The organism is Sphingomonas sp. YR710 (assembly GCF_900101455.1).
Taxonomy (GTDB): domain Bacteria; phylum Pseudomonadota; class Alphaproteobacteria; order Sphingomonadales; family Sphingomonadaceae; genus Rhizorhabdus.
In genome coordinates this window covers 246,488-268,683 of record NZ_FMZJ01000005.1, presented here as the reverse complement: position 1 = coordinate 268,683, position 22,196 = coordinate 246,488, and the positions used below count along the sequence as shown (strand labels likewise).

18 protein-coding genes are annotated in these 22,196 nt (G+C 62.7%); 8 read left to right on the top strand and 10 right to left on the bottom strand.

The window, feature by feature from the left end; genetic code table 11:
* Positions 1 to 3: 3 nt before the first annotated feature.
* Positions 4 to 600, bottom strand: a complete 597-nt coding sequence (locus tag BLS13_RS08530) for a hypothetical protein (RefSeq protein ID WP_093451338.1) — start codon at positions 598 to 600, stop codon at positions 4 to 6.
* Between the two features lie 610 nt (positions 601 to 1,210).
* Between BLS13_RS08530 and BLS13_RS08525 the strand changes: the two genes are divergently transcribed.
* Both BLS13_RS08525 and BLS13_RS08520 read left to right on the top strand, forming a co-directional pair.
* The gene (locus BLS13_RS08525) at positions 1,211 to 1,792 is read left to right on the top strand and encodes a hypothetical protein (RefSeq protein ID WP_143011913.1); all 582 of its coding nucleotides are present in this window, start codon (positions 1,211 to 1,213) and stop codon (positions 1,790 to 1,792) included.
* Positions 1,793 to 1,856: 64 nt separating this feature from the next.
* A complete protein-coding gene (locus BLS13_RS08520; protein WP_093451335.1) occupies positions 1,857 to 2,780 on the top strand; it encodes a hypothetical protein in 924 nt (307 codons plus the stop codon).
* A 25-nt stretch (positions 2,781 to 2,805) separates the two neighbouring features.
* Here the strand turns inward: BLS13_RS08520 and BLS13_RS08515 are convergent, their stop codons facing one another.
* From BLS13_RS08515 to BLS13_RS08480, 8 genes are all read right to left on the bottom strand, one after another.
* Entirely contained in the window at positions 2,806 to 3,315 is a 510-nt protein-coding gene (locus BLS13_RS08515) for a hypothetical protein (RefSeq protein WP_093451334.1), read from the bottom strand.
* Positions 3,316 to 3,960: 645 nt separating this feature from the next.
* A complete protein-coding gene (locus tag BLS13_RS08510; protein ID WP_176943492.1) occupies positions 3,961 to 6,390 on the bottom strand; it encodes a TonB-dependent receptor in 2,430 nt (809 codons plus the stop codon).
* Positions 6,391 to 6,765: 375 nt separating this feature from the next.
* Positions 6,766 to 8,052: an MFS transporter gene (locus BLS13_RS08505; RefSeq protein ID WP_143011912.1), complete on the bottom strand. Its 1,287-nt coding sequence runs from the start codon at positions 8,050 to 8,052 to the stop codon at positions 6,766 to 6,768.
* 503 nt (positions 8,053 to 8,555) lie between these two features.
* Entirely contained in the window at positions 8,556 to 9,365 is an 810-nt protein-coding gene (locus tag BLS13_RS08500) for a TorF family putative porin (protein ID WP_093451329.1), read from the bottom strand.
* A gap of 182 nt (positions 9,366 to 9,547) precedes the next feature.
* Complete coding sequence (locus tag BLS13_RS08495) at positions 9,548 to 11,050, bottom strand: SulP family inorganic anion transporter (protein WP_371128195.1); 1,503 nt, start codon at positions 11,048 to 11,050, stop codon at positions 9,548 to 9,550.
* A 5-nt stretch (positions 11,051 to 11,055) separates the two neighbouring features.
* The gene (locus BLS13_RS08490) at positions 11,056 to 11,751 is read right to left on the bottom strand and encodes a carbonic anhydrase (protein ID WP_093451326.1); all 696 of its coding nucleotides are present in this window, start codon (positions 11,749 to 11,751) and stop codon (positions 11,056 to 11,058) included.
* 105 nt (positions 11,752 to 11,856) lie between these two features.
* On the bottom strand, positions 11,857 to 13,164 hold the full coding sequence (locus BLS13_RS08485) for an ATP-binding protein (protein ID WP_093451325.1): 1,308 nt from the start codon (positions 13,162 to 13,164) through the stop codon (positions 11,857 to 11,859).
* Positions 13,164 to 13,874, bottom strand: coding sequence for a response regulator (locus BLS13_RS08480; RefSeq protein ID WP_093451323.1), 711 nt, complete (start codon positions 13,872 to 13,874; stop codon positions 13,164 to 13,166). Before BLS13_RS08480 ends, BLS13_RS08485 begins: the two co-directional genes overlap by 1 nt.
* Positions 13,875 to 14,104: 230 nt before the next feature.
* Here BLS13_RS08480 and BLS13_RS20310 point away from each other — a divergent pair, with 230 nt between their 5' ends.
* Positions 14,105 to 14,371 carry a hypothetical protein gene (locus tag BLS13_RS20310; RefSeq protein ID WP_143011911.1) on the top strand — a complete coding sequence of 89 codons (267 nt, stop codon included), beginning with the start codon at positions 14,105 to 14,107 and terminating at the stop codon, positions 14,369 to 14,371.
* Positions 14,372 to 14,464: 93 nt separating this feature from the next.
* Positions 14,465 to 15,088: a hypothetical protein gene (locus tag BLS13_RS08470; protein WP_093451320.1), complete on the top strand. Its 624-nt coding sequence runs from the start codon at positions 14,465 to 14,467 to the stop codon at positions 15,086 to 15,088.
* A gap of 6 nt (positions 15,089 to 15,094) precedes the next feature.
* Here the strand turns inward: BLS13_RS08470 and BLS13_RS08465 are convergent, their stop codons facing one another.
* Positions 15,095 to 15,982, bottom strand: a complete 888-nt coding sequence (locus tag BLS13_RS08465) for a LysR family transcriptional regulator (protein ID WP_093451383.1) — start codon at positions 15,980 to 15,982, stop codon at positions 15,095 to 15,097.
* A 92-nt stretch (positions 15,983 to 16,074) separates the two neighbouring features.
* Here BLS13_RS08465 and BLS13_RS08460 point away from each other — a divergent pair, with 92 nt between their 5' ends.
* The 4 genes from BLS13_RS08460 to BLS13_RS08445 are packed head-to-tail and all read left to right on the top strand — an operon-like array spanning position 16,075 to position 22,194.
* Positions 16,075 to 17,568: an FAD-linked oxidase C-terminal domain-containing protein gene (locus BLS13_RS08460; protein ID WP_093451318.1), complete on the top strand. Its 1,494-nt coding sequence runs from the start codon at positions 16,075 to 16,077 to the stop codon at positions 17,566 to 17,568.
* Position 17,569: 1 nt separating this feature from the next.
* Positions 17,570 to 18,745 (top strand): FAD-binding protein, encoded by a 1,176-nt coding sequence (locus BLS13_RS08455; RefSeq protein WP_093451317.1) that lies wholly within the window; start codon positions 17,570 to 17,572, stop codon positions 18,743 to 18,745.
* Positions 18,735 to 20,063: a glycolate oxidase subunit GlcF gene (gene glcF, locus BLS13_RS08450; protein ID WP_093451315.1), complete on the top strand. Its 1,329-nt coding sequence runs from the start codon at positions 18,735 to 18,737 to the stop codon at positions 20,061 to 20,063. Before BLS13_RS08455 ends, glcF begins: the two co-directional genes overlap by 11 nt.
* On the top strand, positions 20,056 to 22,194 hold the full coding sequence (locus BLS13_RS08445) for a malate synthase G (RefSeq protein ID WP_093451314.1): 2,139 nt from the start codon (positions 20,056 to 20,058) through the stop codon (positions 22,192 to 22,194). The genes glcF and BLS13_RS08445 overlap by 8 nt, the downstream gene beginning before the upstream one ends.
* Positions 22,195 to 22,196 lie beyond the last annotated feature (2 nt).

Here is a 22,196-nt window from a genome sequence, read left to right as displayed (position 1 = left end):
CGGTCACAGATCGTCATCATATCGCGTCTCATTGTAGACATGGACATCCATATGGGCGGCGGTCCAAGCGGCAATGTAGCGGCACAGAGAGCGCAGCATAGTGATCCGCTGCCGATTATCGGTCATCGAAAACCCGTCATAGTCCTCCGCATGCACGCGGATCATTTCGTCGACGAGGGTCCGGTCGAGTGTGAAGCCGTGGGCGACGAGGTTTCGGACCTTGTTCCAGCGCTGGACCGACGGCAACAACGCGGGCTCGTTCACGCCAAAGCCCATCAAATAGGCGACTTCCAGCTTTTGCGAAAAGCTGAACCGAAGTGTCGCCTCGTCGACCAACACGCGCGCGTGGCAGCGAATGAACTGAAGCAGCGCATGCTCGATGATGAGATGACCCTTGAGGATCGCGAACTCGAGATTCTGGGTTCGCGGAAACTGCTTTTGCGCCAGGTCCAGAAGTTTGGTCCCCTCGATACGCCAGAGCTCGATACGGTCTTCGTCAGACAGCCAGTGGTCGGGCCCGGTGCCGAACAGGCCTTCGCGCCTGAAGCCGTGTGCAGTTTCCAGGGTCGGCCGCGGCCGGCGGAATTGGCGGTCGCCCATATTGTCTGTCCACTCCCCCGATCGTGTCATCGCTACCTTAGTCCCGAAGCGCGCATTCTTGAACCTGGAGGCAAGACTCCTGCCACGAACGTCGATCGATGACCCGATGCGTGACGATCAAGATCGATGAATCGACCGGCTCAGAGATCGTTGGCGGCCGGCATCGCGGGCGCTGACGAAACCGTTGGCGAGCCGTTTATCGCGGCCGCGACCCGACGTGATAGGACCACGGCCCTTGTCGCGCCGTCGTGCAGGATCGACAATGCGGATCATGTGAACGAGTGGTGGCTTTCGGGATCCGGTCGAAACCCGTGGACAACCGAAGTTGGGGCGCGTTGCCGCCCGGCGGCTTCGGCGCGCGCGAACGGCAGATTTTCCCGAAACCGGTCGATCGTTGTGATGGCCGCGCACGGCGGGAGTTGGTCGACTTTGGAAATACCCGAAGGTCGAGCCGGGACGGCAATTGGGCCGGTTGCTCACCGTCCGCTTTCAGACATATCGGTTAGGAAGCAGACGTTCTGGCGAACGCACCGGCACTGTGCGTCGGCGAGATCGACTTCTCGATCGGACTCGCGCCATATAACTGATCAAATGTCTGTGGGAGCCAGTGATGCTAGACAGTGTCTTTATTTTAGAATCCTTGGATCCGAAGGACTTTTACGAGCGCACGTTGGACGGCCACGCTGCAAACGAAATCTTGCGCATCTTGGGGACCAAGTCCGAGTATCGAGTGGCTTTTACAAAGGCATTGGCGGAACGCGCAATTCGCGAAGCTGCAAAGCGAAACTTCACGATCCTGCACTTCTCGTCGCACGGCAGCGGCACTGGTGTCACGCTCACGAACGGCAAACGCTTGAGCTGGGACAAATTCGTCAAACTCATCGCCCCGGCCGCGGGCGCAGATCAGGCACTGGTCATGGCGACTTGCGGGGGCGGCGATCATGAACTCACCAAAGCGCTCGCGAAGGCTGGGGTGATCTTCGGCTGGGTTTTCGGCTCGACTGCCGACACCGTCCATTTTTCAGACTCATGTTTGGCGTGGTCGATTCTCTATAATCGCCTTTACGACCATGGCTTCGAGCCGGCGGCGCTCAGGACGACGCTGAAAGCGATTAACGCCGCTATCCAGGGCGATTTCGTGTACCGGCGTTGGGACGGCAAAGCCTATCGTCGCTTTCCAACCGGATCGTGATGAAATGGGGTGCTCAAACGCAGTGGCAAATGTTTGGACGGACACTGTGCAGGGGTAATGATCGATGGGCACCATCTCGCAGTTTTTCCAGCCCCCCCTTTACTGGCAACAGTTCGAGGAACTGTGCGTCGGCCTGCTCACCGAAACTTATGACGTGCCCAATGCACAACAAGTTGGTCGGCCCGGACAGGCGCAGGACGGCGTTGATGTGTACGGGAAGTCCGCGCGCTACGGAATAATCGGCGTCCAGTGCAAACGCCTTGCCGAGCTGGATCAAAACAACAATCCGTTCCCAGGCGGACCAATCAGTCGAGCCTTTCTGCGGAAAGAGGCCAAGACCGCATTGGCGTTCAAGCCCGATCTGAACCTCTGGATATTGGCAACGACGGTCCGCCGAGACACTCACGTCCAAGGCTGGGTAGATGAGTTAAATGAAGAATGGGAACAGGAAAAGCGGGGCCGCATTGCCATCGTGTGGACATGGGACGAATGCATTTCAGCGCTGAATAATTACCCGCGGCTCCAGCGCGAATATTATCGCGATGTGATCGGTATTCACGCGGCGGAGGACCTTGATGAGATCATCCTTAAGACGTTCGCAATGGCGTTCCAGCGCCCTGCGTTCGAGATGCCGCTTCACTGTGAATCGCCGACCGAATTTCTCGATGCGCTGAAGGACACTCAAAAAGCTGTTCGGACCGGCGAACTCGTCGATCGAGAGTCGCGCCATGTCATTCGAAAGGCAATTGGTGGCTATCGCGAGTTAAGCGATCGCTCATCGCGGGAGCGAATGAGCGAGATTGATCGGCGTCTCCGTCAGTTGCGTTCGCAGCTTGAGCAGGGGTTGAAAGATGGCACGATCCGCCGAACTGGCGGCTACCTGGATATTACCGACGGCGTACTTGCCCGCTATCTTGATACTCTGCGTGAGCGCCGCGTTGATGAAATGAGCGCGGTCCTCGTCGCAGCAGGACTACCGCCGCTCTAAGCGCTCGTTACCTTGTCGACCCAGTTTAGCCGAGATAAATGAACCCTTTGCCATACGCCAGTGCAAGCCCCACGATTAGCACCATTGGAGGCAGCATCCATTTGGCGATCTTGAACCAAGTCTCGCCAGCCCGCACCCGTGTCCATTCCGCCTTGAGCAATTGCTGGGACAAGGCGATGACACGGCTGCTGTCGACGGTCAGATCGACCTCGAACGAATAGGAAAAGGCCGCATTTCGCAAGCGATCGAGCGTCTTGAGCACAGATTTCCATTCTTCCTTCGTAGGGTTCTCACGAAGTCGGATGCGGTTGAGAGCTTCGTCGAACGCAACGCGCGCTTCCGCTTGCTTGCCAGGTTTTTTCCCTCTCGCGTTGTTCGCCAAGGCAAGTACTAGCGCGAGGTCACTGCGCTGAGCGTTGATCCAGTCCTGCCGGAATTCGGTGGTCTTTTGCTCTTTCCCGATGACGACGCCGATAAACGCGGCACTCGCGGCAATGACCGCCGCTCCGATATAGGCTGCTGCCGTGACTGTCATCTAATCATCCCCGAACACCGCGCGTTGCCGCGCTACGCGAACGACAGCTTTCAAGGTTCCCGGTCAATATGTCCAACCGCCGAAATTGGGGCGCGTTGCCGAGGGGCAGTTTCGGTGGGCGCGAACGGCAGAATTTCCGGAAACCAGTCCATCGTGGTGGTAACCGCAAACGACGGGAGGTGGTCCACTGCCGCCACGAGACAATGGCAATTTCTGTGTGACTTTCTTCCTGCAGCAGGTGCGCTCTCACCCCCGAATAGTGTATCGTCGGACCGGCTCAGCGTACACGCGTTGCAGCACCGATTCGGGGAGCCGATTTGGCCTTTGGTCAACGGTTCGAGTCCGAAAATTTCTTGGGGCCACGCTGGGGCCACCGGAATTAACGAAGCCAGATGGGCATTTTATATCAAATGTTTATCGGCTGAATTCGAGTCCGTTACCCGCACCAGGAGACATGGTCGAAGCGGCCGAAGCTAGCTCCGCGCATCGCACGTTATCATAGCGCCCCGCACTGGCCCCACTTCGCCACAGAATGGGAAGCCGACGCAACAGCGCTGGCCACCGCATCGTCGCCCGACCGACAAACTGGCAGATGCCCGCGACACGGCAAAGTGTCGCGGGCGCCGGTGTTACGAATGTCCGCGCTTACTTGCTTTCGCCGAACCGGACCTTGGCGCGCAAACCATACATGCGTGGGCGCCCCACGTAGCGCGCATCGAAGCCAAAGCTGTTGATGAGCGGCAGAATGATGCCCTGCGTGAACTGGTTCGTCATGTTGGTGCCGAAAAAGGCCAGGTCGACCGGCCTGCCGGCGACATTGTGCCAATCCAGCGTGATATCGAGTTGCTTGACCGGCGTCGACTTTAGCGACGTCGTCGAGGATGCCGCGCTCGTGTAGGAAGAACTGTACCGGTAAACTGCTCCCAACTCGATCGTACCGATGCTCTTGTCGGTTGGCAGGGTGAACGTCCCGCCGAAATTTGCACCCCATTTAGGTGAATATGGCAGGGGATCCCCCGCGAGCGCCGAGGGAACGATCACATTGTAGCCCGGGAAGGAGGTTGGCAACGCAATCGTCTGCAGCTTCGTGTTGAGATAGGTGCCCGAGGCATCCACCCGGAACATTCGCGAGAAGCGCAGCGATCCATCGAACTCGATACCGTATATGCGCGACTTGCCGGCATTGAATATCGAGGTGGCTGTCGCTCCACGTGGGTTACCCACACCATCGCTATTTTGCAGACCCACTTGAAGCTGCTGCTGGGAAAGTTTCGAGTAGAAGGCCGCGACATTGAAGGTACCCGAAACAGCACCCGCGAAACTCGTCTTTGCGCCGAGCTCGTAGCTGTCGACCTTCTCGGGACCGAAAACCGGGCTGCCTGCGGGCACGAAGGGCGTCACGGCGCCTTGGCGATAACCGCGTGAATAGGTGCCGTACACCATCACATCCTGCACCGGATTGTAGGAGATGTTCATCGTCCAGGTCGGCTTTTTGTCGGATGTTCGTGCCGAGAATACGCAGTTCGTGGCTGCCGGGTAACCGGCCGCGCATCCCGTTATCACGGGCGCGACATATGCGCCGGTGGTCGACGTATAGGTCGCGTTGAAGCCTTGCGCCGAGCCTCTCGAACGATCGTAAGTGTAGCGGACGCCCCCCGTGAGCTTAAGCTGATCGGTGAGCGCATATGTCGCCTGCGCATAGGCCGCCATGTTGATGAATTCGATCGTACCTGTATTCGGGGTGGCAGTGCCGCTGAGGCAACGCGAATTCTCCGTCGTTGTGAAACCGCTGACCAGGCAAACCGCGCCAACAGACGGACTTGCAGACGCGGTCAGCCCGCCCGGGGTACTATGCTCGTAATAGAGCCCGAACTGATAATTGAGCTTCCCGGCCAACGAATTGCCCTGGAACTGCAGTTCCTCGGTAAAATTCTTCTGGTCATTGGTGTGGAAGCCGTCAGGATTGAACGAGAAAGCCGTCGAAATATAACCGGGCGTTGGCGTTGGAACGCCAAAGTTAGTCGCGAAAATATCCTGCCGGAGATCCTGGATGAACCGCGAATAGGACAGTATATTTTTGGCAGTCAGAGTATCCGTCGCGAACCAGGTGGTGGTGTTGATGGCCTGGAACTGCTTGGTCAGCGACAGCGGATTGATGAGCTTTTGCTCGATCTGGTACGGGTCGCCGCTCGCAACGAAGCGAGCGACCTGCGGTGCTGCCAGCCCGGCGAGACCGACCCGCGGATTCGCATTGGCTTCAAAAAGCTGTGCGATCTGCCCGTTATTATGCGACCGAAGGTAAGAGACGATCGTGTAGTTCTCGAGGTTGGACCCGACATCCAGAACCAGGCTACCGCGCAGCGCGATGTAGTTGAGGTCTGAGAAGAGCCTCGGCCCGATTCCCGAAACGTTATGCTGGTAGCCGTCCCGCTTCTGACGGTCGACGCCGACTCGCAGCCGCGCCCAAGAGGTCAGCGGTGCGTTCAACACGGCCTGAACCCGCTTCATGTCATAGTTGCCGTAGGTTCCTTCGACATAACCTTCGAAACGCGATGTCGGCTTCCGAGGCGTCAGCAGCACGGCACCACCTGTCGTGTTACGCCCGAACAACGTTCCTTGCGGGCCCTTCAACACCTGAACATTCTGGAGATCGAACAGGCTGCCCGGTCCGGCACCATCGCCGCCCTGAAGGGAAATGCCACCTCCGCGCGGCGCGACAACTTCGCCGAAATAGGTGCCGACCGATGCCGAGGTACGCAATTCCTGCGAGAAGCCGCGGATCGCGAAGTTCGACTGCTCGGATGAGTAGCGTGATTGCACGTTGAGACCGGGGACGACCCGGGTGAGATCTTCTGTGGAGACGATGTTCGACTTGGTCAGGCGGTCCTGGTTAACGACCGAGACCGAGATCGGCACATCCTGAAGCCGTTCCTCGATACGCCGCGCCGTGACGATGATGTTCGCTTCCGCTCCTGTATCGACCGGAGCAGACGTCTGCGCGAATACTTGCGCGCCCGCGAAAACCTGCATCGCTACTGTCGTGAAAAGCGCTACGCGCAAATGTGTGCGATTCATTGATTGCCTCCTCTTCCCAGTCAATCGTTTTGCAAGCGCTCTTTTGGCGCCTGTCATGCGTCATAGTTTCAGCTATTAAGCGAGAGCACAAGCTGTTTTGAGTCCGGCGGAAAATCGATCGCGTAAAGCACCCGATTTTTCCCGCATTTCTCCAATAAAAATATCGATTTTGATTTTTATCGACTGCGCTGGAAGCACAGTCGTTTCGTATGTGAATCCTGAGAAGAAATCACGTTTGGACTTACCTCGCTATTTCAACGATACCGACCTGTGGCTCGAAGAGGTTCAGCCTCATTACCGCGCAGAATTCTGAGAAATCTTGGCAGGGAACCGCTATTATTCGTGCAAGATCAATTCGACTGACCGATCAGGCCTTCACGGCACATCTTCCAGCAGCGCGACCCGATCCTCGTCCCGCCGTTTGGCTGGCACGGATTTCCATTCAGGACAGCGCGGCAGCGTCAGGATCAGCAGTCCGGCCACGAAACAACCGACCATGCCAACGATGACGAACAAGTTGTAGCTGCCGGTCAGATCGTAAGCGAGCCCGGCAAGAAACGGGCCCAGCGCTCCGCCGATGGCGATCAGGCTGCCCATGAAGCCGAAAATCGCGCCGTAGTTTTTGAGCCCGCCATAGCGGGAGGTCAAATAGCCGCAGATCTGCAGCTTGGTCCCCGCCGAATAACCGTTGATCATGATCGCGATAAAGATCAGCACGGGTGTACGTATGCCATCGAGCAGCAAGGCGAAGGTCAGCGCCATGATGCCCAGCGTGATCCCGCCCACCCAATTGGCGCGATAGCGGTCCATCAGGGCCCCGGTCACCACATTGCCGGCCATGCCGGCGATACCGCTGATGCCCGCCAGCAGCGCCGCGGTCTCGCGACTGATTCCGGATTCGGTCATGATCGGGATCTGGTGCACGGCCAGCCCCATCGTGAGCAACATCAGCAGCAACGTCGAGATGGCGATGCGCCACAAGCCGGGATCGCGCCAGGCCTGCGCAATCGATAAGCCATCGAGATCGGCGCCGCGCGCAGCCGTCGCCTTCGATTCGCGTTTCGACGGGCCGCGCACATTGTGCAGAAACAGCCAGCAGAGCAGAAACGTTATGCTTCCCCAGCCGAAGCCAAGGTACATATAAGCGTGGCGCCAACCGACGATGTCGATCAGCCAGGTCGAAAGGCTTGGGATCACAGTCTGTGCGACGGCCGAACCGGCCAGCGTCATCCCCAGCGCCAGGCCACGCCCCTTGTCGAATGCACCGGCAACGGCGCCCGTCCAGATGCTCATCATCATCGAGACGTGCGCGAGCGCATAGAACATCCACAGGAAGACCCATTGCACCACCGATCCATTGGCCAGGCCGAACGCGGCGGTGGCCAGGGTCATGATGATCACGCCGGGCAGCGCAAGCGATCGCGGCCCAAAACGATCGACCATCGTTCCGGCGACGGGAGACAGCAGCAGCACGACCGACCCCGCGATCGCCATGCCCATCGTCAACGTGGCCCGGCTCCACCCGAATTCCGCGCTCAATGGCGCGATGAACGTGCCGACACCCGACATCACAACGGAGAGGAAAGACAGCCCGGCAGCCGCGGTCAGGACGATCGCCCAGCCGTGCCTCCATTCCTCGGCAGCAGTCACTTTAATGCTCACGACCAACCTCTCCTGACGGTCCGGCTGTTACCGGCACCCTGCAAACCATCGCATCTAAGGATCGCCAGCGCATCGAGGCGATACGGCAGCAACGGACCTCGGCATTTTCGCACCGTTATATCCACGATCGTCGAATCCCCGAACAGGCGAAGCTCGATCGCACTCGGTACCGGCAACGTATAGACATTGACGGGATCGACAAGGAGAGAACTATCGCCGGTACGGTGGCGTTACTTTCGGCGCGCCTGACTAGAATGCAGCATAGCCTTTCCAGCCGCTATCGGTAGTTTTGAGAAGCGTTACATATAGTCGGGGGAGAATTTCACATGGCGCAACCCGGATCATTTTCCGGTTGCGGGTGCCCGGGAGGCCTGATGGAGATCGAATACAATTGCGAAGAGTCGGCGCGACACGAGTTCGCTTCCGACTCTCCTTTTAGTTGACACAGGTTTAGAGAGGGGCGCCGGGCACGCACGACATTTATCCGCCCTTCGCCGCCGCACTCAAAATGCCGCAGACACCGAGAACAGCACGGTACTGCCTGCGATCGACGAACCATTTTTCGTCGAGGAGAAGTTCGGCTGCAAATAAGCGGACTCGCGCTTGCCGATGTCGGTATCGACATAGGCCAGGCCCAGCGTGACGGGCCCCAGCGCATAATCCGCCCCGATCATCCAGTCCCAATATTTGCCGGTCGGGGCAACGCTGGTGCCGTTCGGTCCCAGGCCGGGATTGCCGTGGGACCAGCCGATATGGGCTTTGGCGGTGATCGGAGTGCCGGGAATGCCGCCACTCGCGTCCGTCCACAGATAGAGATTGTCTTCCTTGTCGCCCGCCGCGCTGTCGGGCCGGTTCGACCAGTTGCCCAGCGCCTGCTGTGCGGGCGCATAGGCTATGCCGCCGAGCAACGTCAGCGGGCCATATGTTCCAGAGAGTTTGACATAAGGTTCGGCAAAGTCGGTCTTATCGAAACCGCCCGGATACATATACCATGTCAGGCCGACGTCGAGCGTCCCGATGCCGACCGGCACCTTGTAGCCGGCATAAAGATCCAGTTCCATGTTGGCGCCACCGAAGGTACCCCAACCGGAAAGGTTCGATGCCCAGGTGCCGGCGTAGAGACCGCTACGATGCGTTACGCCCAATCCCCCCTGGATCGCCATCTGCTTGTCGCTCTGCGAGACGCCGCGAAACCGGTAATCGGAAACCAGCGCGACATTGCCGGACATGGTGAAAGGCCCCGGAGCGGCGGCCTGGCCGAGGGCCGGCGCGGCGCCGAGTGCGAGCACGACTGCGGCGAGACGATAGATCATCGAACATTCCCCTTAATTCCGATGTGATAGGTCCTTCTCCGCCCCGAAGCGGCGGCTTCTCACCAACACAGAAAACCCTGCCTGGCGGAGCCGCCATCCTTCCGGACGATCGCCACCCTATGGACCCCGGCTGGCCGCCGGATTGCCGGGCCGTGACGAAATGTTGCTGCCGGCGGATATCGTCAGCATGCCAGCCCCAGATCGGATCGAGCCCCGCGCATGTCGACGGTGACGCCCTGGCTGCGCTTGCGCTGCAACCAATCCGTCAGCATCTCCGACGATGTATGATCGACGCCACGCAAACCGCTGAGGTCGAGCTGGATACGGCTGCCGCCGGGCACCGCCTCCAGCGCATGGCTGAGCCGCGGCAGCGACAGGAAGGTCGCGACACCATTCAGGCTGATGCGGCTTTCGCCCTCGTCATGCCGCTGATCGATCCGCAGACTGAGGCGGCGCACATGCGGCAACAATTCCAGCAAGGAAAGTCCCATGCCCACCAGCACGCCGGTCAACAAATCCGTTGCAACGACCATCACGAACGTCACCAGCCAGATCAGCGCGGGCAGCGCCCCATAATGCCGTAGCAGGTGGCGGGCATGGGTCAGGCTGACGAGTCTCCAGCCCGTGATGACCAGGATGCCGCCCAGCGCCGCCATCGGGATCAGGCGTAACAGCCAGGGCAGCAGAGCGACGAAGCCCAAAATCCACGCGCCGTGCAGGATCGCCGAAAGGCGGGTGATGGCGCCCGCCTGCACATTGGCCGATGATCGCACGATCACGCCGGTCATCGGCAACGCGCCGGCGAAGCCGCACAGCAGATTGCCGATACCCTGCGCGCGCAGCTCCTTGTCATAGTTCGAGCGCGGACCATCGTGCATCCGGTCCACCGCCGCCGCCGACAGCAAGGTCTCGGCACTGGCGATGAACGCGATCGCGATCGCCGTGGTCACGATAGCCGGATTGACCAGCTGCGACAGGAATGTCGACGGCGGAAGATCGATCGCGGCAAAGATCGAGGATGGCACCACGACCCGCGCGACACCAAGGCCCGCCGCCGCCGCGAGCAGCGTGCCGGCGACAACCCCGACCAAAGCACCGGGCACGAGGCGCAGCGACGCCGGCCGCCAGCGTTCCCACGCCAGCATCGCACCGATCGTAACCAGCCCGATCAGGAAGGCCAGCTCCGTCGCCCGCATGTCCGTCAATGACAGATCCATCAGGCGGCCCGGCATGGCTGCCAGATTCTCCAGACCGCTGGACATCGGCTTTGCGTCGAACATCACGTGAAACTGGCCGATCACGATCAGCGCGCCGATCCCGGCAAGCATGCCGTGGACCACCGCCGGCGAGATGGCCCGAAACCAGCCGCCAAGCCGAAAGATGCCGGCGGCCAACTGGATCAGCCCGGCGAGCACCAGGATCGGCCCCAGCGCCGAAAGGCCCTGATCGCGGACAATCTCGAACACGATCACCGCAAGCCCCGCCGCCGGCCCGCTGACCTGGAGCGGCGAGCCCGCGATCAGACCGACGACGAGACCGCCGATGATGCCGGTGATCAACCCTTTTTCGGGCGGCACGCCCGATGCGACCGCAATGCCCATGCACAGCGGCATCGCGACGAGGAATACGACGATCGAGGCCGTGAAGTCGGCGGCCGGATTCGCACCGGCGAGCCTTGCCCGAATCCCCATCATTCGGCCGCCTCAAGATAAGGAAAATCCGCCGCCAGCCGCACCGCGGGCTTATGGGCAACCGGCAGGCTCTGATCGTCGCGGATCGCCCGGAACCGGCCGCTTTTGCCGTCGAGGCCCAGAATCAGCCCGGCATGGATATCGACATACCAGCCGTGGAGCGAGATATCGCCGCGGGCCACGCCCGCCGCGACCGACGGATGCGTCCGCAGATGCGCGAGCTGGGCGACGATATTTTCCAGCGAAATCGCGCGGAGCCGTTCGTCGGGTTCAAGCTCGACATAACAATCGTCGACCACCTGGCGCGCGGCGTTGCTGTGGCGCAGCCACGCGGCGACATTCGGCATGGCCTCCAGCCCCGTCGGATCGGCGACCGCCTTCATCGCACCGCAATCCGAATGCCCGCATACGATGATGTCGCGGACGCCCAGCGCCATGACCGCATATTCCACCGTGGACGAGACACCGCCATTCTGCGTGGCGAACGGCGGAACGATGTTGCCGGCGTTGCGGCAAACGAATAGATCGCCGGGCTGCGCCTGCACGATCTGTTCGGGCACGACCCGGGAATCGGCGCAGGAGATTATCAGCGTCTTGGGACTTTGCCCGTTGACGGCGAGATGGCTGTAAAGTGCGCTCTGATTGGGGAAGACCTGCGTCTCAAAGGTAAAGACACGGCCGATCAGCTCGTTCATGATGATGCTCCTTGGATTTGGTGCAGATTTCGGCGAACCTGCTCTCTTCCCAATTAGCTTCGGCACTTTGCTGTGATGCAGCGTGATCGTAAGGAATCGTTGCTGTCAGGCGGGGAGCGTGATTTCCACACGAAGGCCGCCTTGCGGACGATTGGAAAGGTGAAGTCGACCGCTCTCGCGCTCCACCGCCTGGACCACGATCGCGAGGCCAAGCCCGAGCCCGCCGGTATTGCGGCTGCGGGCGCTATCCAGCCGGGCGAAGGGCAGCAGAACCTCCGCCAGCCGGTCCTCGGCAATGCCGGGGCCATCATCCTCCACGGCGATGACGATATTTTCCGCCATGGCATTGAGCGACACGCGCGCATGCGTCCCGTGATGAAAGGCATTTTCCAGCAGATTGGTGACGGCGCGACGCATTCCCATCGGGCGGATCATCGCCTCCAATGATTCAGCGCCGATATATTCGGTCGGATGCCCACGGTCGCTGAAATCGTCAGCCAACGTCCGAAGCAGAATGGCAAGATCGACACGGCCAGCCGCCTCGGGGTCCTGCTCCCCACCCAGAAACGCGAGCAGCGACGCTACCATCGCCTCCATTTCGGCAATGTCGCGGCCCATCGCATCCTGCAACGCATCATCGGCGACACTATCCAGCCGCAATTGCAACCGCGCGAGCGGCGTGCGGATATCATGCCCGACCGCGGCCAATGCCTGCGTCCGCTCCGCTATCAATCGGTGAATGCGCTCCTGCATCGTATTGAAGGCGCGTATCAGGCCGCGGACTTCGGACGTGCCTTGCTCCGGCAGGCCGAGCTGCACGCCGACCCCGACCCGCTCTGTCGCCCGCGCAAGCCGGCGAATCGGGCTCAAGGCATTCCGGATCAGCAACCCGCCGATAATGAACAATGCGATCGCGGGCACCAGCGCAAGCAGCGCGCGTCCCGTAACGAAGTCCCAACGGCTGACCGCCTCGCGCGTACTGAAGTATAACCAGCTGCCGTCGGACAGACGCAGCCCACCGCTGATCGTCGATTTGCGGCCGGGGGATGTCAGGCGCAGACGAAGGTCGGTCCGTTCGAGACTGGGCTCCCACGCAACGATCTGATGGCGCGTCCGATCGAGCTCGGGGGCGAGGGGCGGCGGCGGCGGCAACACCCTGGCCCAATGCAAATGATAACGTTCGGTGGTCAATTCGTTCGCCAGCCCCGGCCGCAACTCCGGGGGGCGCTCCGCGACCAGCTTGCGTGCGATCACCAGATGTTCGGCCAGCCGGCGGGCCTCGTCTTCGTGCAGCGAAAAGCGGCTTGCGCGCTCATAGAGGAAGGTGCTCGCACCAAATTCGATGAGGACCGTCAGCAGCAGAATCGCGAGGATCTGCCCCAATATGCCGATCGACCAGCGGATTCGGCGCATCAGAGGGGTACGACTTCCACATTGAGCATATAGCCGATGCCGCGCACCGTGATGATAGGCGCGGTGCCACCCGCTGCCATGAGCTTGCGGCGCAGCCGGCTGACCAGCACGTCGATCGATCGATCCGAACTGTCGCCCAGGCGCGTGCGCGACAATTCGATCAACCGCTCGCGCGCGATCACGCGCTGGGGCTGGTTCAGGAAGCTGGCCAGCAGATCGAACTCCGCCCCCGTGAGATCGATGATCGCACCGCTGGACGATCGCAGTTCACGGCGCGGAAAATTGACCCGCCATTCGCCGAATTCAACTTCACTGCCGCGCGGGGCGCCAGCAGCGCGTTCGGCCCCCGTCCTGCGCAGCACCGCGCGCACCCGGGCAACGAGCTCGCGCGTGCCGAACGGCTTGGCGATATAATCGTCCGCCCCCAGTTCCAGCCCCAGTACGCGATCGGCTTCCTGGCTTCGGGCGCTGATGAAGATGATCGGAACCTCGCTCGTCTTGCGGATCTCGCGGCACAGGTCGATCCCGTTGGTTCCGGGCAGCATGATGTCCAGCAGGATGAGGTCGACCGGCGCTGCCTTCAGGGCGATCCACATTTCGGGGGCCGACGTCGCAGGCCGAACGGCATAGCCATTTTCCTGCAAGGTGCGCGAGACGAGCGTGCGCAGCGCCGGGTCATCCTCGACAATAACGATGGAAGGCGCGGTCATGAAATACGAAAATCTTGTTGCATCGCAATAAGCTGGGCACCCCGGCCAAGCTGTTCAAGCACCACATCGATCGATCGGTGGCATTTTCGCCCGGCAGCAACAATTTGTCGCCGAACCGCAACATGCCGGTCGTTTGCCAGACATCATTCCTTACAGTCGCGCGAAAGGCCCGCAATGGCACATCCCTAAATTGGCAATGTCACCAACAACGACAGCCCAAAGGAATTTTGATGCGCCTTCTGTTTCTCGTCGCCCTGGCCCTGCCTACCGCCCCGCTGCTGGCCCAGTCCGCGCCCACATTGATCGAGGGCTGGGCGCCTGGCGGCAAGACGCCCGTCAAGCATTACCGCATCGCCGGCGAAACCGCCGGATGCGACACGGGATATCGTCATGTCCCGGCTGGCAAGGGCGCTCCTGCCGCCGATCAGGCGCGCGACGCCACCTGCGGCGCAATTGCCGATCGCGCGCCGCAGGATCGCACCGTTCAGGCCGATTGATCCCCGTCCGCTTCGACGCCTGCCACGGCCGGGTACCTGCGATCAATCATCATCCCCGGCCGACCGCGGCCCTCATCATTATCAGGAGTTCCCATGTTACGTGCCATATTGCTTGCCCTCGCGGCCGCGCCCGCGACCACCGGCGCAAACGCGTCGGTTGCCATATCGCCCGATATGCAGTCGCTGACCGCCGACAAGGTCTATTCCAAAATCCTGGTGAAGGACGACAACCTTGAGTTCGTCGCGACGCTTTCGACCGAAAAGGCCCACCGCGGCCGTGTGGGCTGGCACTGGACGGGCAATGTGGTCGACAGCGATCCGTCGCTGCGCGCGGTCATCGATCGCGCGACCGGCAAGATCCGATACGAAGTCCATCACAAGGTGCGCTATATCGGGCCTGAGCGGACGTTCGAAGCGGTTCATTTCCAGACGGCGGGCGGCCTTGCCCGCACGGCGCCGACACTCAACGCGAATGGCGGTGATTATTGCGCCAACCCCGAACTCAGCACCGATTGCATCCTCTCCAAATTGGTCGCGTTCCCCATCGAAGAGAGCCTGTTGCGCGAAATCGCCGCGCGTTACGATACCGACGCGGGCCGCCCATTTGCCTTCCGGTTGAAGGAACGCGCTGGCCGGGACGTGACTGCGCTGATCATGCCTGCCGAAGCCGCCGGCCTGCTTCGCAAGACGGGCAGCTATGCGCTGGCAGCACAATAGCGCCCCTTATCCTTCCCAGGGCGGCACGGCATAGATCCCGCGCAGATATTCGAGAAATGCCGTCACCGCCGGCGGCACGAACGCCGCGCGCGGATAAGCAACGAAGATGCCGACCGCCGCCGATCCCTCATGATCGGGCAGCACGCGCTGCAATCGCCCTGCCGCCAGATCATGGCCAACATCCCAGAGCGAACGCAGCGCGATCCCGACGCCGGCCAACGCCAGTTCGCGCACCACTTCGCTGGAATTGGTGCGGACATGACTGCGGCCGTCGACGACGATCGCCCCGCCCGGCCCTTCGAGCCGCCATGGCAATTGATCGGTCGCCGCAAGCAGGCAGTGGCCCGCAAGGTCATCGATCGATGACGGCATGCCTGCGCCGGCCAGATAGGCCGGCGCGGCACATAGGATGCGGCGGCTGGTGGCAAGGCGGTGGCCCACCAGACCCGGGCCGATTTCGGGGGCGATGCGGATCACAAGGTCGATCCGCTCGCCGACCAGATCGGTAAAGCCGTCCGACAGATCGATCTGCAGATCGATCCGTGGATGCATGTCGAGAAAATTCTTGAGATAAGGCGCAACGTAGAGGCGCCCGAACGATGTCGGTGCGGCAACCCGCAGACTGCCGGCGGCACTTCCCCCATTGTCCGAGATGCGGGCCTCGGCCGCGCGGATCGCCGCCAATATGCCGACGACATCCTCGTGAAAGCCCTGCCCAGCCGGCGTCAGCGAAAGGCGGCGGGTGGTGCGATGGACGAGCTGGGTTCCCAATCGCCGCTCAAGCCGCGCGAGCCGCTTCGATACCATCGCCGATGAAATGCGCAGCCGCCGCCCTGCCGCCGAAAGGCTGCCCGCGGCGACCACCTCGGCGAACAGGCTATAATCGGGATCCATCATTCTTTCCTTAAAAGAAAAGCTGTGTTCGCTCTCGATCATCTACCGACGAGATGACGAATCGTCTACAGCGCTGCACGGAAGGAACCGCCATGTCGCTCAAAATGCCGGAGCCCGATGCGTCGGTGATCGCACGGCGCGCGCAGATCGCCGCGGCGCTGCGCGCGATCGTGCCGGGCGACGGCGTGATCGACGATGCCGATGCGCTGCGCGTTTATGAATCCGACGGCCTTTCCGCCTATCGCCAGCCGCCGATGCTGGTCGTGCTGCCCGAAACCCGCGAGCAGGTGTCCGCCATCCTCGCCTGGTGCCATGCCGAGGGCGTCAAGGTCGTGCCGCGCGGATCGGGGACGTCGCTGTCGGGCGGGGCCTTGCCGCTCGCCGACGCCGTGTTGCTGGGCATGGCGCGGTTCAACCGGATCATCGCGATCGACTATGATGATCGCACCGCGGTCGTGCAGCCGGGGGTGACCAACCTCGCCGTCACCCGCGCGGTGGAAGGGCGCGGCTTCTATTATGCGCCCGATCCTTCGAGCCAGATAGCCTGTTCGATCGGCGGCAATGTCGCCGAAAATTCGGGCGGCGTGCATTGCCTGAAATATGGTCTGACCACCAACAATGTGCTCGGCGTCGAAATCGTGATGATGGACGGCGAGATCGTCCGGCTCGGCGGGCGACAGCTCGATCCGGCCGGGCTCGATCTGCTCGGGATCGTCGTCGGATCGGAAGGGCTGCTCGGCGTCGTGACCGAGGTGACGGTGCGTATCCTGCCGAAGCCAGAAACCGCGCGCGCCGTGCTGATCGGCTTTCCGACGGTCGAGAGCGCCGGCCTGTGCGTCGCCGAGGTGATCGCCGCCGGCATCATTCCGGCGGGCATGGAAATGATGGACCGGCTCGCGATCCGGGCCGCCGAGGCGTTCGTCCACGTCGGCTATCCGCTCGACGTCGAGGCGCTGCTGATCGTCGAACTCGACGGCCCTTCGGCCGAATGCGATCATCTGACCCAGGAGGTCGAGCAGATCGCGGCCGCCAACGGCGCGGTATCGTGCCGATCATCGACCAGCGAAGACGAACGGCTGGCCTTCTGGGCAGGGCGCAAGGCGGCCTTCCCCGCCACCGGCATGCTGGCCCCCGATTATTATTGCATGGACGGCACCATTCCGCGCCGCCGGCTTCCGCAGGTGCTGCAGCGGATGCGCGAGCTTTCCGAACATTATAGCCTGGGCGTTGCCAACGTCTTTCATGCCGGTGACGGCAACCTGCACCCATTGATCCTCTACGACGCCAATATCCCGGGCCAGCTCGAACGCGCCGAGGAATTCGGCAGCGACATCCTGCGGCTCTGCGTCGAAGTCGGTGGCGTGCTGACGGGCGAACATGGCGTCGGCGTCGAGAAGCGCGATCTGATGCCGGTGATGTTCTCCGAGACCGATCTTGCCCATCAGCAGCGCGTGAAATGCGCGTTCGATCCCAAACTGCTGCTCAATCCCGGCAAGGTCTTTCCGACCCTGCACCGCTGCGCCGAACTCGGCCGCATGCACATCCATGGCGGACAATTGCCCTTTCCCGAGCTACCGCGCTTCTGACATGAGCTGCCCCGTCACCCTGAAGCCGGCCAGCGCGGCCGACTTGATCGATGCGGTCGCCGATGCCGCGCGCCACGGCACACGCCTTGCCATCGCCGGCGGCGGCAGCAAGGCCGCGATCGGCGCGCCCGCCCCCGATGCCATGACGCTCGACATGACCGGCTTTGCCGGTGTGATCGATTATGATCCGGCCGAGCTGGTGCTGACCGTCGGTGCCGGAACCCCGCTGGCGGAAATCGAGGCGCTGGTCGCCGGCGCCGGGCAGATGCTCGCGTTCGAGCCGTTCGATCATGGACCGATCTTTGGCCGCGCCGCGAAGATGGCGACGATCGGCGGAATTGTCGCGGCGGGTGTGGCAGGTTCTCGCCGGCTGTCGGCCGGCGGCGTCCGCGATCACCTGCTTGGTTTTCGCGCGGTTTCAGGACGCGGCGAGGCCTTTGTAGCGGGGGCGAAGGTCGTCAAAAACGTGACCGGCTATGATCTGCCGAAGCTCGCCTGCGGAAGCTGGGGCCGGCTGTTCGCGCTCACCGAGCTGACCCTCAAGACGCTTCCGGCGGCCCGCGCGTGCGCAACGCGGGCGATTGCAGGACTCGATCCGCAGCAGGCGCAGAAGGCTATGGCATTGGCGATGGGGTCGCAGGCCGATGTATCGGCCGCAGCGCATATTCCGGCGCATGTCCGCAGCGAGGGAGCCCTCACCGCGATCAGGATCGCGGGCTTCGGTCCATCGGTTGTCGCGCGTTGCGCGATGCTCGACAGGCTGCTCGCCGAGCATGGCCCTGTGCTGGCGCTGCCCGATTCCGAAGCCGATGCTTTCTGGTCGGACCTTCGCACGCTCGCACCGCTCGGCGGCAGCGCGCCGCTCTGGCGGATCAATGTTCCGCCCAGCGCCGGACCACAGATTGTCGCCAGCCTGCCCGCAGACGCGGGCTGGACGTTCGATTGGGCCGGCGGCCTGATCTGGGCCGCCTTTGAGGGCGCTCCGTTCATGCTGCGCACAGCCGCGGAAGCCGCGGGCGGCCACGCAGCGCTGGTCCGCGCGCCCGCTGATATGCGCGCACGGATATCGGCGCTCCATCCGCAACCGCGGGGCGTCGCCGCGCTGGAGGCGCGGGTGCGGCGCGCCTTCGATCCGCAGTCCATCTTCGAGACGGGACGATTCCGCGATGCGCACTGATTTCGCCCCCGAACTGCTCGCCGAACCGGCGATGGCGACGTCTGAAGCGGCCATCCGCAAATGCGTGCATTGCGGCTTCTGCACCGCCACCTGCCCCACTTATGTGCTGCTGGGCGACGAGCTCGATAGCCCGCGCGGCCGCATCTACCTGATGAAGGAGATGCTGGAGCAAGGCCGCGATCCGTCGCCGACAGTCGTCAAGCATATCGATCGCTGCCTGTCCTGCCTGTCCTGCATGACGACCTGCCCCTCGGGCGTGCATTATATGCACCTCGTCGACCATGCCCGCGCCTATATCGAGGCGCGCTATCGCCGGCCGTGGATCGAGCGGATGATCCGCGCGCTGCTTGCCGCCACCTTGCCGCATCCGCGCCGCTTCCGGCTGGCGTTGCGGCTGGCGCGGATCGCGCGGCCGTTCGCTTATCTGATCGAGGACATGCCGGCCCTGAAGCCGATCGCGGCGATGCTTGCGCTCGCGCCGAACCATGTGCCCGCCGCGACGAAATCGCGAAACACGATCGTGCCGGCGCCAAAAGGCCGGGTAATCCTGATGCAGGGCTGTGCCGAACCTGTGCTGCGCCCCGAAATCAGTGCCGCCACGGTGCGGCTGCTGACCCGTGCCGGTCATGAGGTGGCGTTTGCGCCTGGCGAAGCCTGTTGCGGCGCGCTCGTCCACCATATGGGCCGCGAACAGGAAGCGCTGGCCGCAGCCCGCCGCAATGTCGACGCCTGGATCGCCGAGGCCGACCGCGCCGCGATCGACGCGATCGTCATCACCGCATCGGGGTGCGGGACGACGATCAAGGATTATGGCCATATGCTGCGCGACGATCCGGCTTACGCTGCGAAGGCGGCGAAGGTTTCCGCGCTGGCCGTCGACATCAGCGAATTGCTTGCGCGGATCGCGATGCCCGCTGGCCATGCCGATGGTCTGGTCGTCGCCTATCACCCCGCCTGCTCGCTGCAGCATGGGCAGAAGGTGATCGACGCACCCAAACGGCTGCTCGCCGATGCCGGCTTCGCGGTGCGCGTACCCGCCGAAGCGCATTTGTGCTGCGGTTCGGCCGGGACCTATAACATCCTCCAGCCCGACATCGCCGCCCAGCTCGGCGATCGCAAGGCGGCGGCCATCGCCGCGCTCACCCCGCAGGTGATCGCCACCGGCAATATCGGCTGCGCGACCCAGATCGCGCAGCGTACTGACATCCCCGTCGTCCACCTGGTCGAACTGCTCGACTGGGCGACTGGCGGGCCCCCACCATCTGCGCTGAAAGCGGCGCCGGACCTGTTGAAGCGAAAGGACCCAGTGAATGGCTGATTATATCGAGAAAGCGGGGCTGTCGGTCGCCACCGTGCTTGCCGATTTCATCGAACAGAAGGCGCTTCCTGGCACCGGGCTGGACGCGGCGGCCTTCTGGACCGGCGTAAGCGCAATCTTCACGCGCTTCGTCCCGACCAACACAATGTTGCTGCAAAAGCGCGACGGGCTGCAGAAGCAGATCGACGACTGGCATATCGCGCGGCGCGGCGCGCCGATCGATCCGGCACAATATGAAGGCTTCCTGCGCGACATCGGCTATCTGGTGGCCGAGCCGGCGCCGTTCGCGGTGACACCTACCAGGGTCGATGATGAAGTCGCCCGGATGGCCGGTCCGCAGCTCGTCGTGCCGATCCTCAACGCCCGCTTCCTGCTCAACGCCGCCAATGCGCGCTGGGGCAGCCTCTACGATGCGCTCTATGGCACGGACGCGCTGCCCGGCTCCCCGGCCGGCAAGGGCTATGATCCGGTGCGGGGCGCCCAGGTGATCGCCCGCGCCAAGGCCTTCCTCGACGCGGCGGTGCCACTGGCGAGTGGCAACCACACCGATGCGACCGGCTATGTCATCGTCAATGGCGCGCTGGCTCCGGCGCTTGCCGATCCATCCGCCTTCGTCGGCTATCGCGGCGGCGCGGCCAGCCCAAGCGCCGTCCTGCTGCGCCACAACGGCCTGCACATCGAACTGGTGATCGACCGCGCCCATGCGATCGGCCGCGACGATCCGGCCGGCCTCGCCGACGTCGTGCTCGAATCGGCGCTGACCACGATCTGCGATCTCGAGGATTCGGTCGCCGCCGTGGATGCCGACGACAAGGTCGACGCCTATGCCAACTGGCTCGGCCTGATGAAGGGCGATCTCGAAGCCAGCTTCGACAAGGGCGGCAAGACGATGACCCGCCGGATGGAGGCCGATCGCAGCTACACCGCACCCGATGGCAGCGAGCTGACGGTCGCCGGCCGAAGCCTGCTGTTCGTCCGCAATGTCGGCCATCTGATGACCAATCCCGCCATTCTGCTGGCCGATGGCAGCGAAGCGCCCGAGGGCATTCTCGACGCGATCGTCACCAGCCTGATCGCGATCCACGACCTCAAGCGGCTTGGCCGCTTCACCAACAGCCGCGCCGGTTCGGTCTATATCGTCAAGCCGAAGATGCACGGGCCCGAGGAAGTCGCCTTCACCAATGACCTGTTCGATGCCGTCGAGGATCTGCTCGGGCTCGAACGGTTCACCGTCAAGGTCGGCGTGATGGATGAGGAGCGGCGCACCTCGGCCAATCTGGCGGCCTGCATCCATGCGGTGAAGGACCGCATCATCTTCATCAACACCGGCTTCCTCGATCGCACCGGCGACGAGATGCACACATCGATGCAAGCGGGCCCGATGATCCCGAAGGCGGAGATGAAGGCCAGCGCGTGGATCAGCGCCTATGAGGCCCGCAACGTCCAGATCGGCCTCGCCTGTGGGCTTTCCGGCAAGGCGCAGATCGGCAAGGGCATGTGGGCCGCGCCCGATCGCATGGCCGATATGATCGAGCAGAAGATCGTCCACCCGCGCGCCGGCGCCAACACCGCCTGGGTGCCGAGCCCGACCGCGGCCACCTTGCACGCGCTCCATTATCATCAACTCGACGTGTTCGCGCGGCAGAAGGAACTGGCGGCGCAGCCGACGCCGGGCCTGGCCCCGCTGCTCACCATCCCGCTGGCGATCGGCCGCAACTGGACGCCGGACGAAGTCCGCGCCGAACTCGACAATAATGCGCAAGGCATTCTCGGCTATGTCGTGCGCTGGATCGATCAGGGCGTCGGCTGTTCGAAAGTGCCCGACATCCATGACGTCGGCCTGATGGAGGATCGTGCGACCTTGCGCATCTCGTCGCAGCATATGGCGAACTGGCTGCTCCACGGTGTGTGCACGCCCGACGATGTCGACGCCGCGCTCAAGCGGATGGCGGCCAAGGTCGATGGTCAGAATGCGGGCGACCCGCTTTACCGGCCGATGGCGGGGAATGAGGCGACCAGCCTGGCGTTTCAGGCGGCGCGCGCGCTGGTTTTCGAAGGCATATCCCAGCCGAACGGTTATACGGAGCCGTTGCTGCATAAATTCCGGCAGCAGGTCAAAGCCAGGGGCTGATC

Excerpts from the sequence above, each read along its gene's own strand:
- BLS13_RS08470 (WP_093451320.1), top strand. The coding sequence starts at position 14,465 with ATGTTACGTGCCATATTGCTTGCCCTCGCGGCCGCGCCCGCGACCACC.
- BLS13_RS08525 (WP_143011913.1), top strand. The coding sequence starts at position 1,211 with ATGCTAGACAGTGTCTTTATTTTAGAATCCTTGGATCCGAAGGACTTT.
- BLS13_RS08490 (WP_093451326.1), bottom strand. The coding sequence starts at position 11,751 with ATGAACGAGCTGATCGGCCGTGTCTTTACCTTTGAGACGCAGGTCTTC.
- BLS13_RS08460 (WP_093451318.1), top strand. The coding sequence starts at position 16,075 with ATGTCGCTCAAAATGCCGGAGCCCGATGCGTCGGTGATCGCACGGCGC.
- BLS13_RS08520 (WP_093451335.1), top strand. The coding sequence starts at position 1,857 with ATGGGCACCATCTCGCAGTTTTTCCAGCCCCCCCTTTACTGGCAACAG.
- BLS13_RS08465 (WP_093451383.1), bottom strand. The coding sequence starts at position 15,982 with ATGGATCCCGATTATAGCCTGTTCGCCGAGGTGGTCGCCGCGGGCAGC.
- BLS13_RS08455 (WP_093451317.1), top strand. The coding sequence starts at position 17,570 with ATGAGCTGCCCCGTCACCCTGAAGCCGGCCAGCGCGGCCGACTTGATC.
- BLS13_RS08515 (WP_093451334.1), bottom strand. The coding sequence starts at position 3,315 with ATGACAGTCACGGCAGCAGCCTATATCGGAGCGGCGGTCATTGCCGCG.
- BLS13_RS08510 (WP_176943492.1), bottom strand. The coding sequence starts at position 6,390 with ATGAATCGCACACATTTGCGCGTAGCGCTTTTCACGACAGTAGCGATG.
- BLS13_RS08445 (WP_093451314.1), top strand. The coding sequence starts at position 20,056 with ATGGCTGATTATATCGAGAAAGCGGGGCTGTCGGTCGCCACCGTGCTT.
- BLS13_RS08500 (WP_093451329.1), bottom strand. The coding sequence starts at position 9,365 with ATGATCTATCGTCTCGCCGCAGTCGTGCTCGCACTCGGCGCCGCGCCG.
- BLS13_RS20310 (WP_143011911.1), top strand. The coding sequence starts at position 14,105 with ATGCGCCTTCTGTTTCTCGTCGCCCTGGCCCTGCCTACCGCCCCGCTG.
- BLS13_RS08530 (WP_093451338.1), bottom strand. The coding sequence starts at position 600 with ATGGGCGACCGCCAATTCCGCCGGCCGCGGCCGACCCTGGAAACTGCA.
- BLS13_RS08480 (WP_093451323.1), bottom strand. The coding sequence starts at position 13,874 with ATGACCGCGCCTTCCATCGTTATTGTCGAGGATGACCCGGCGCTGCGC.
- glcF (WP_093451315.1), top strand. The coding sequence starts at position 18,735 with ATGCGCACTGATTTCGCCCCCGAACTGCTCGCCGAACCGGCGATGGCG.
- BLS13_RS08485 (WP_093451325.1), bottom strand. The coding sequence starts at position 13,164 with ATGCGCCGAATCCGCTGGTCGATCGGCATATTGGGGCAGATCCTCGCG.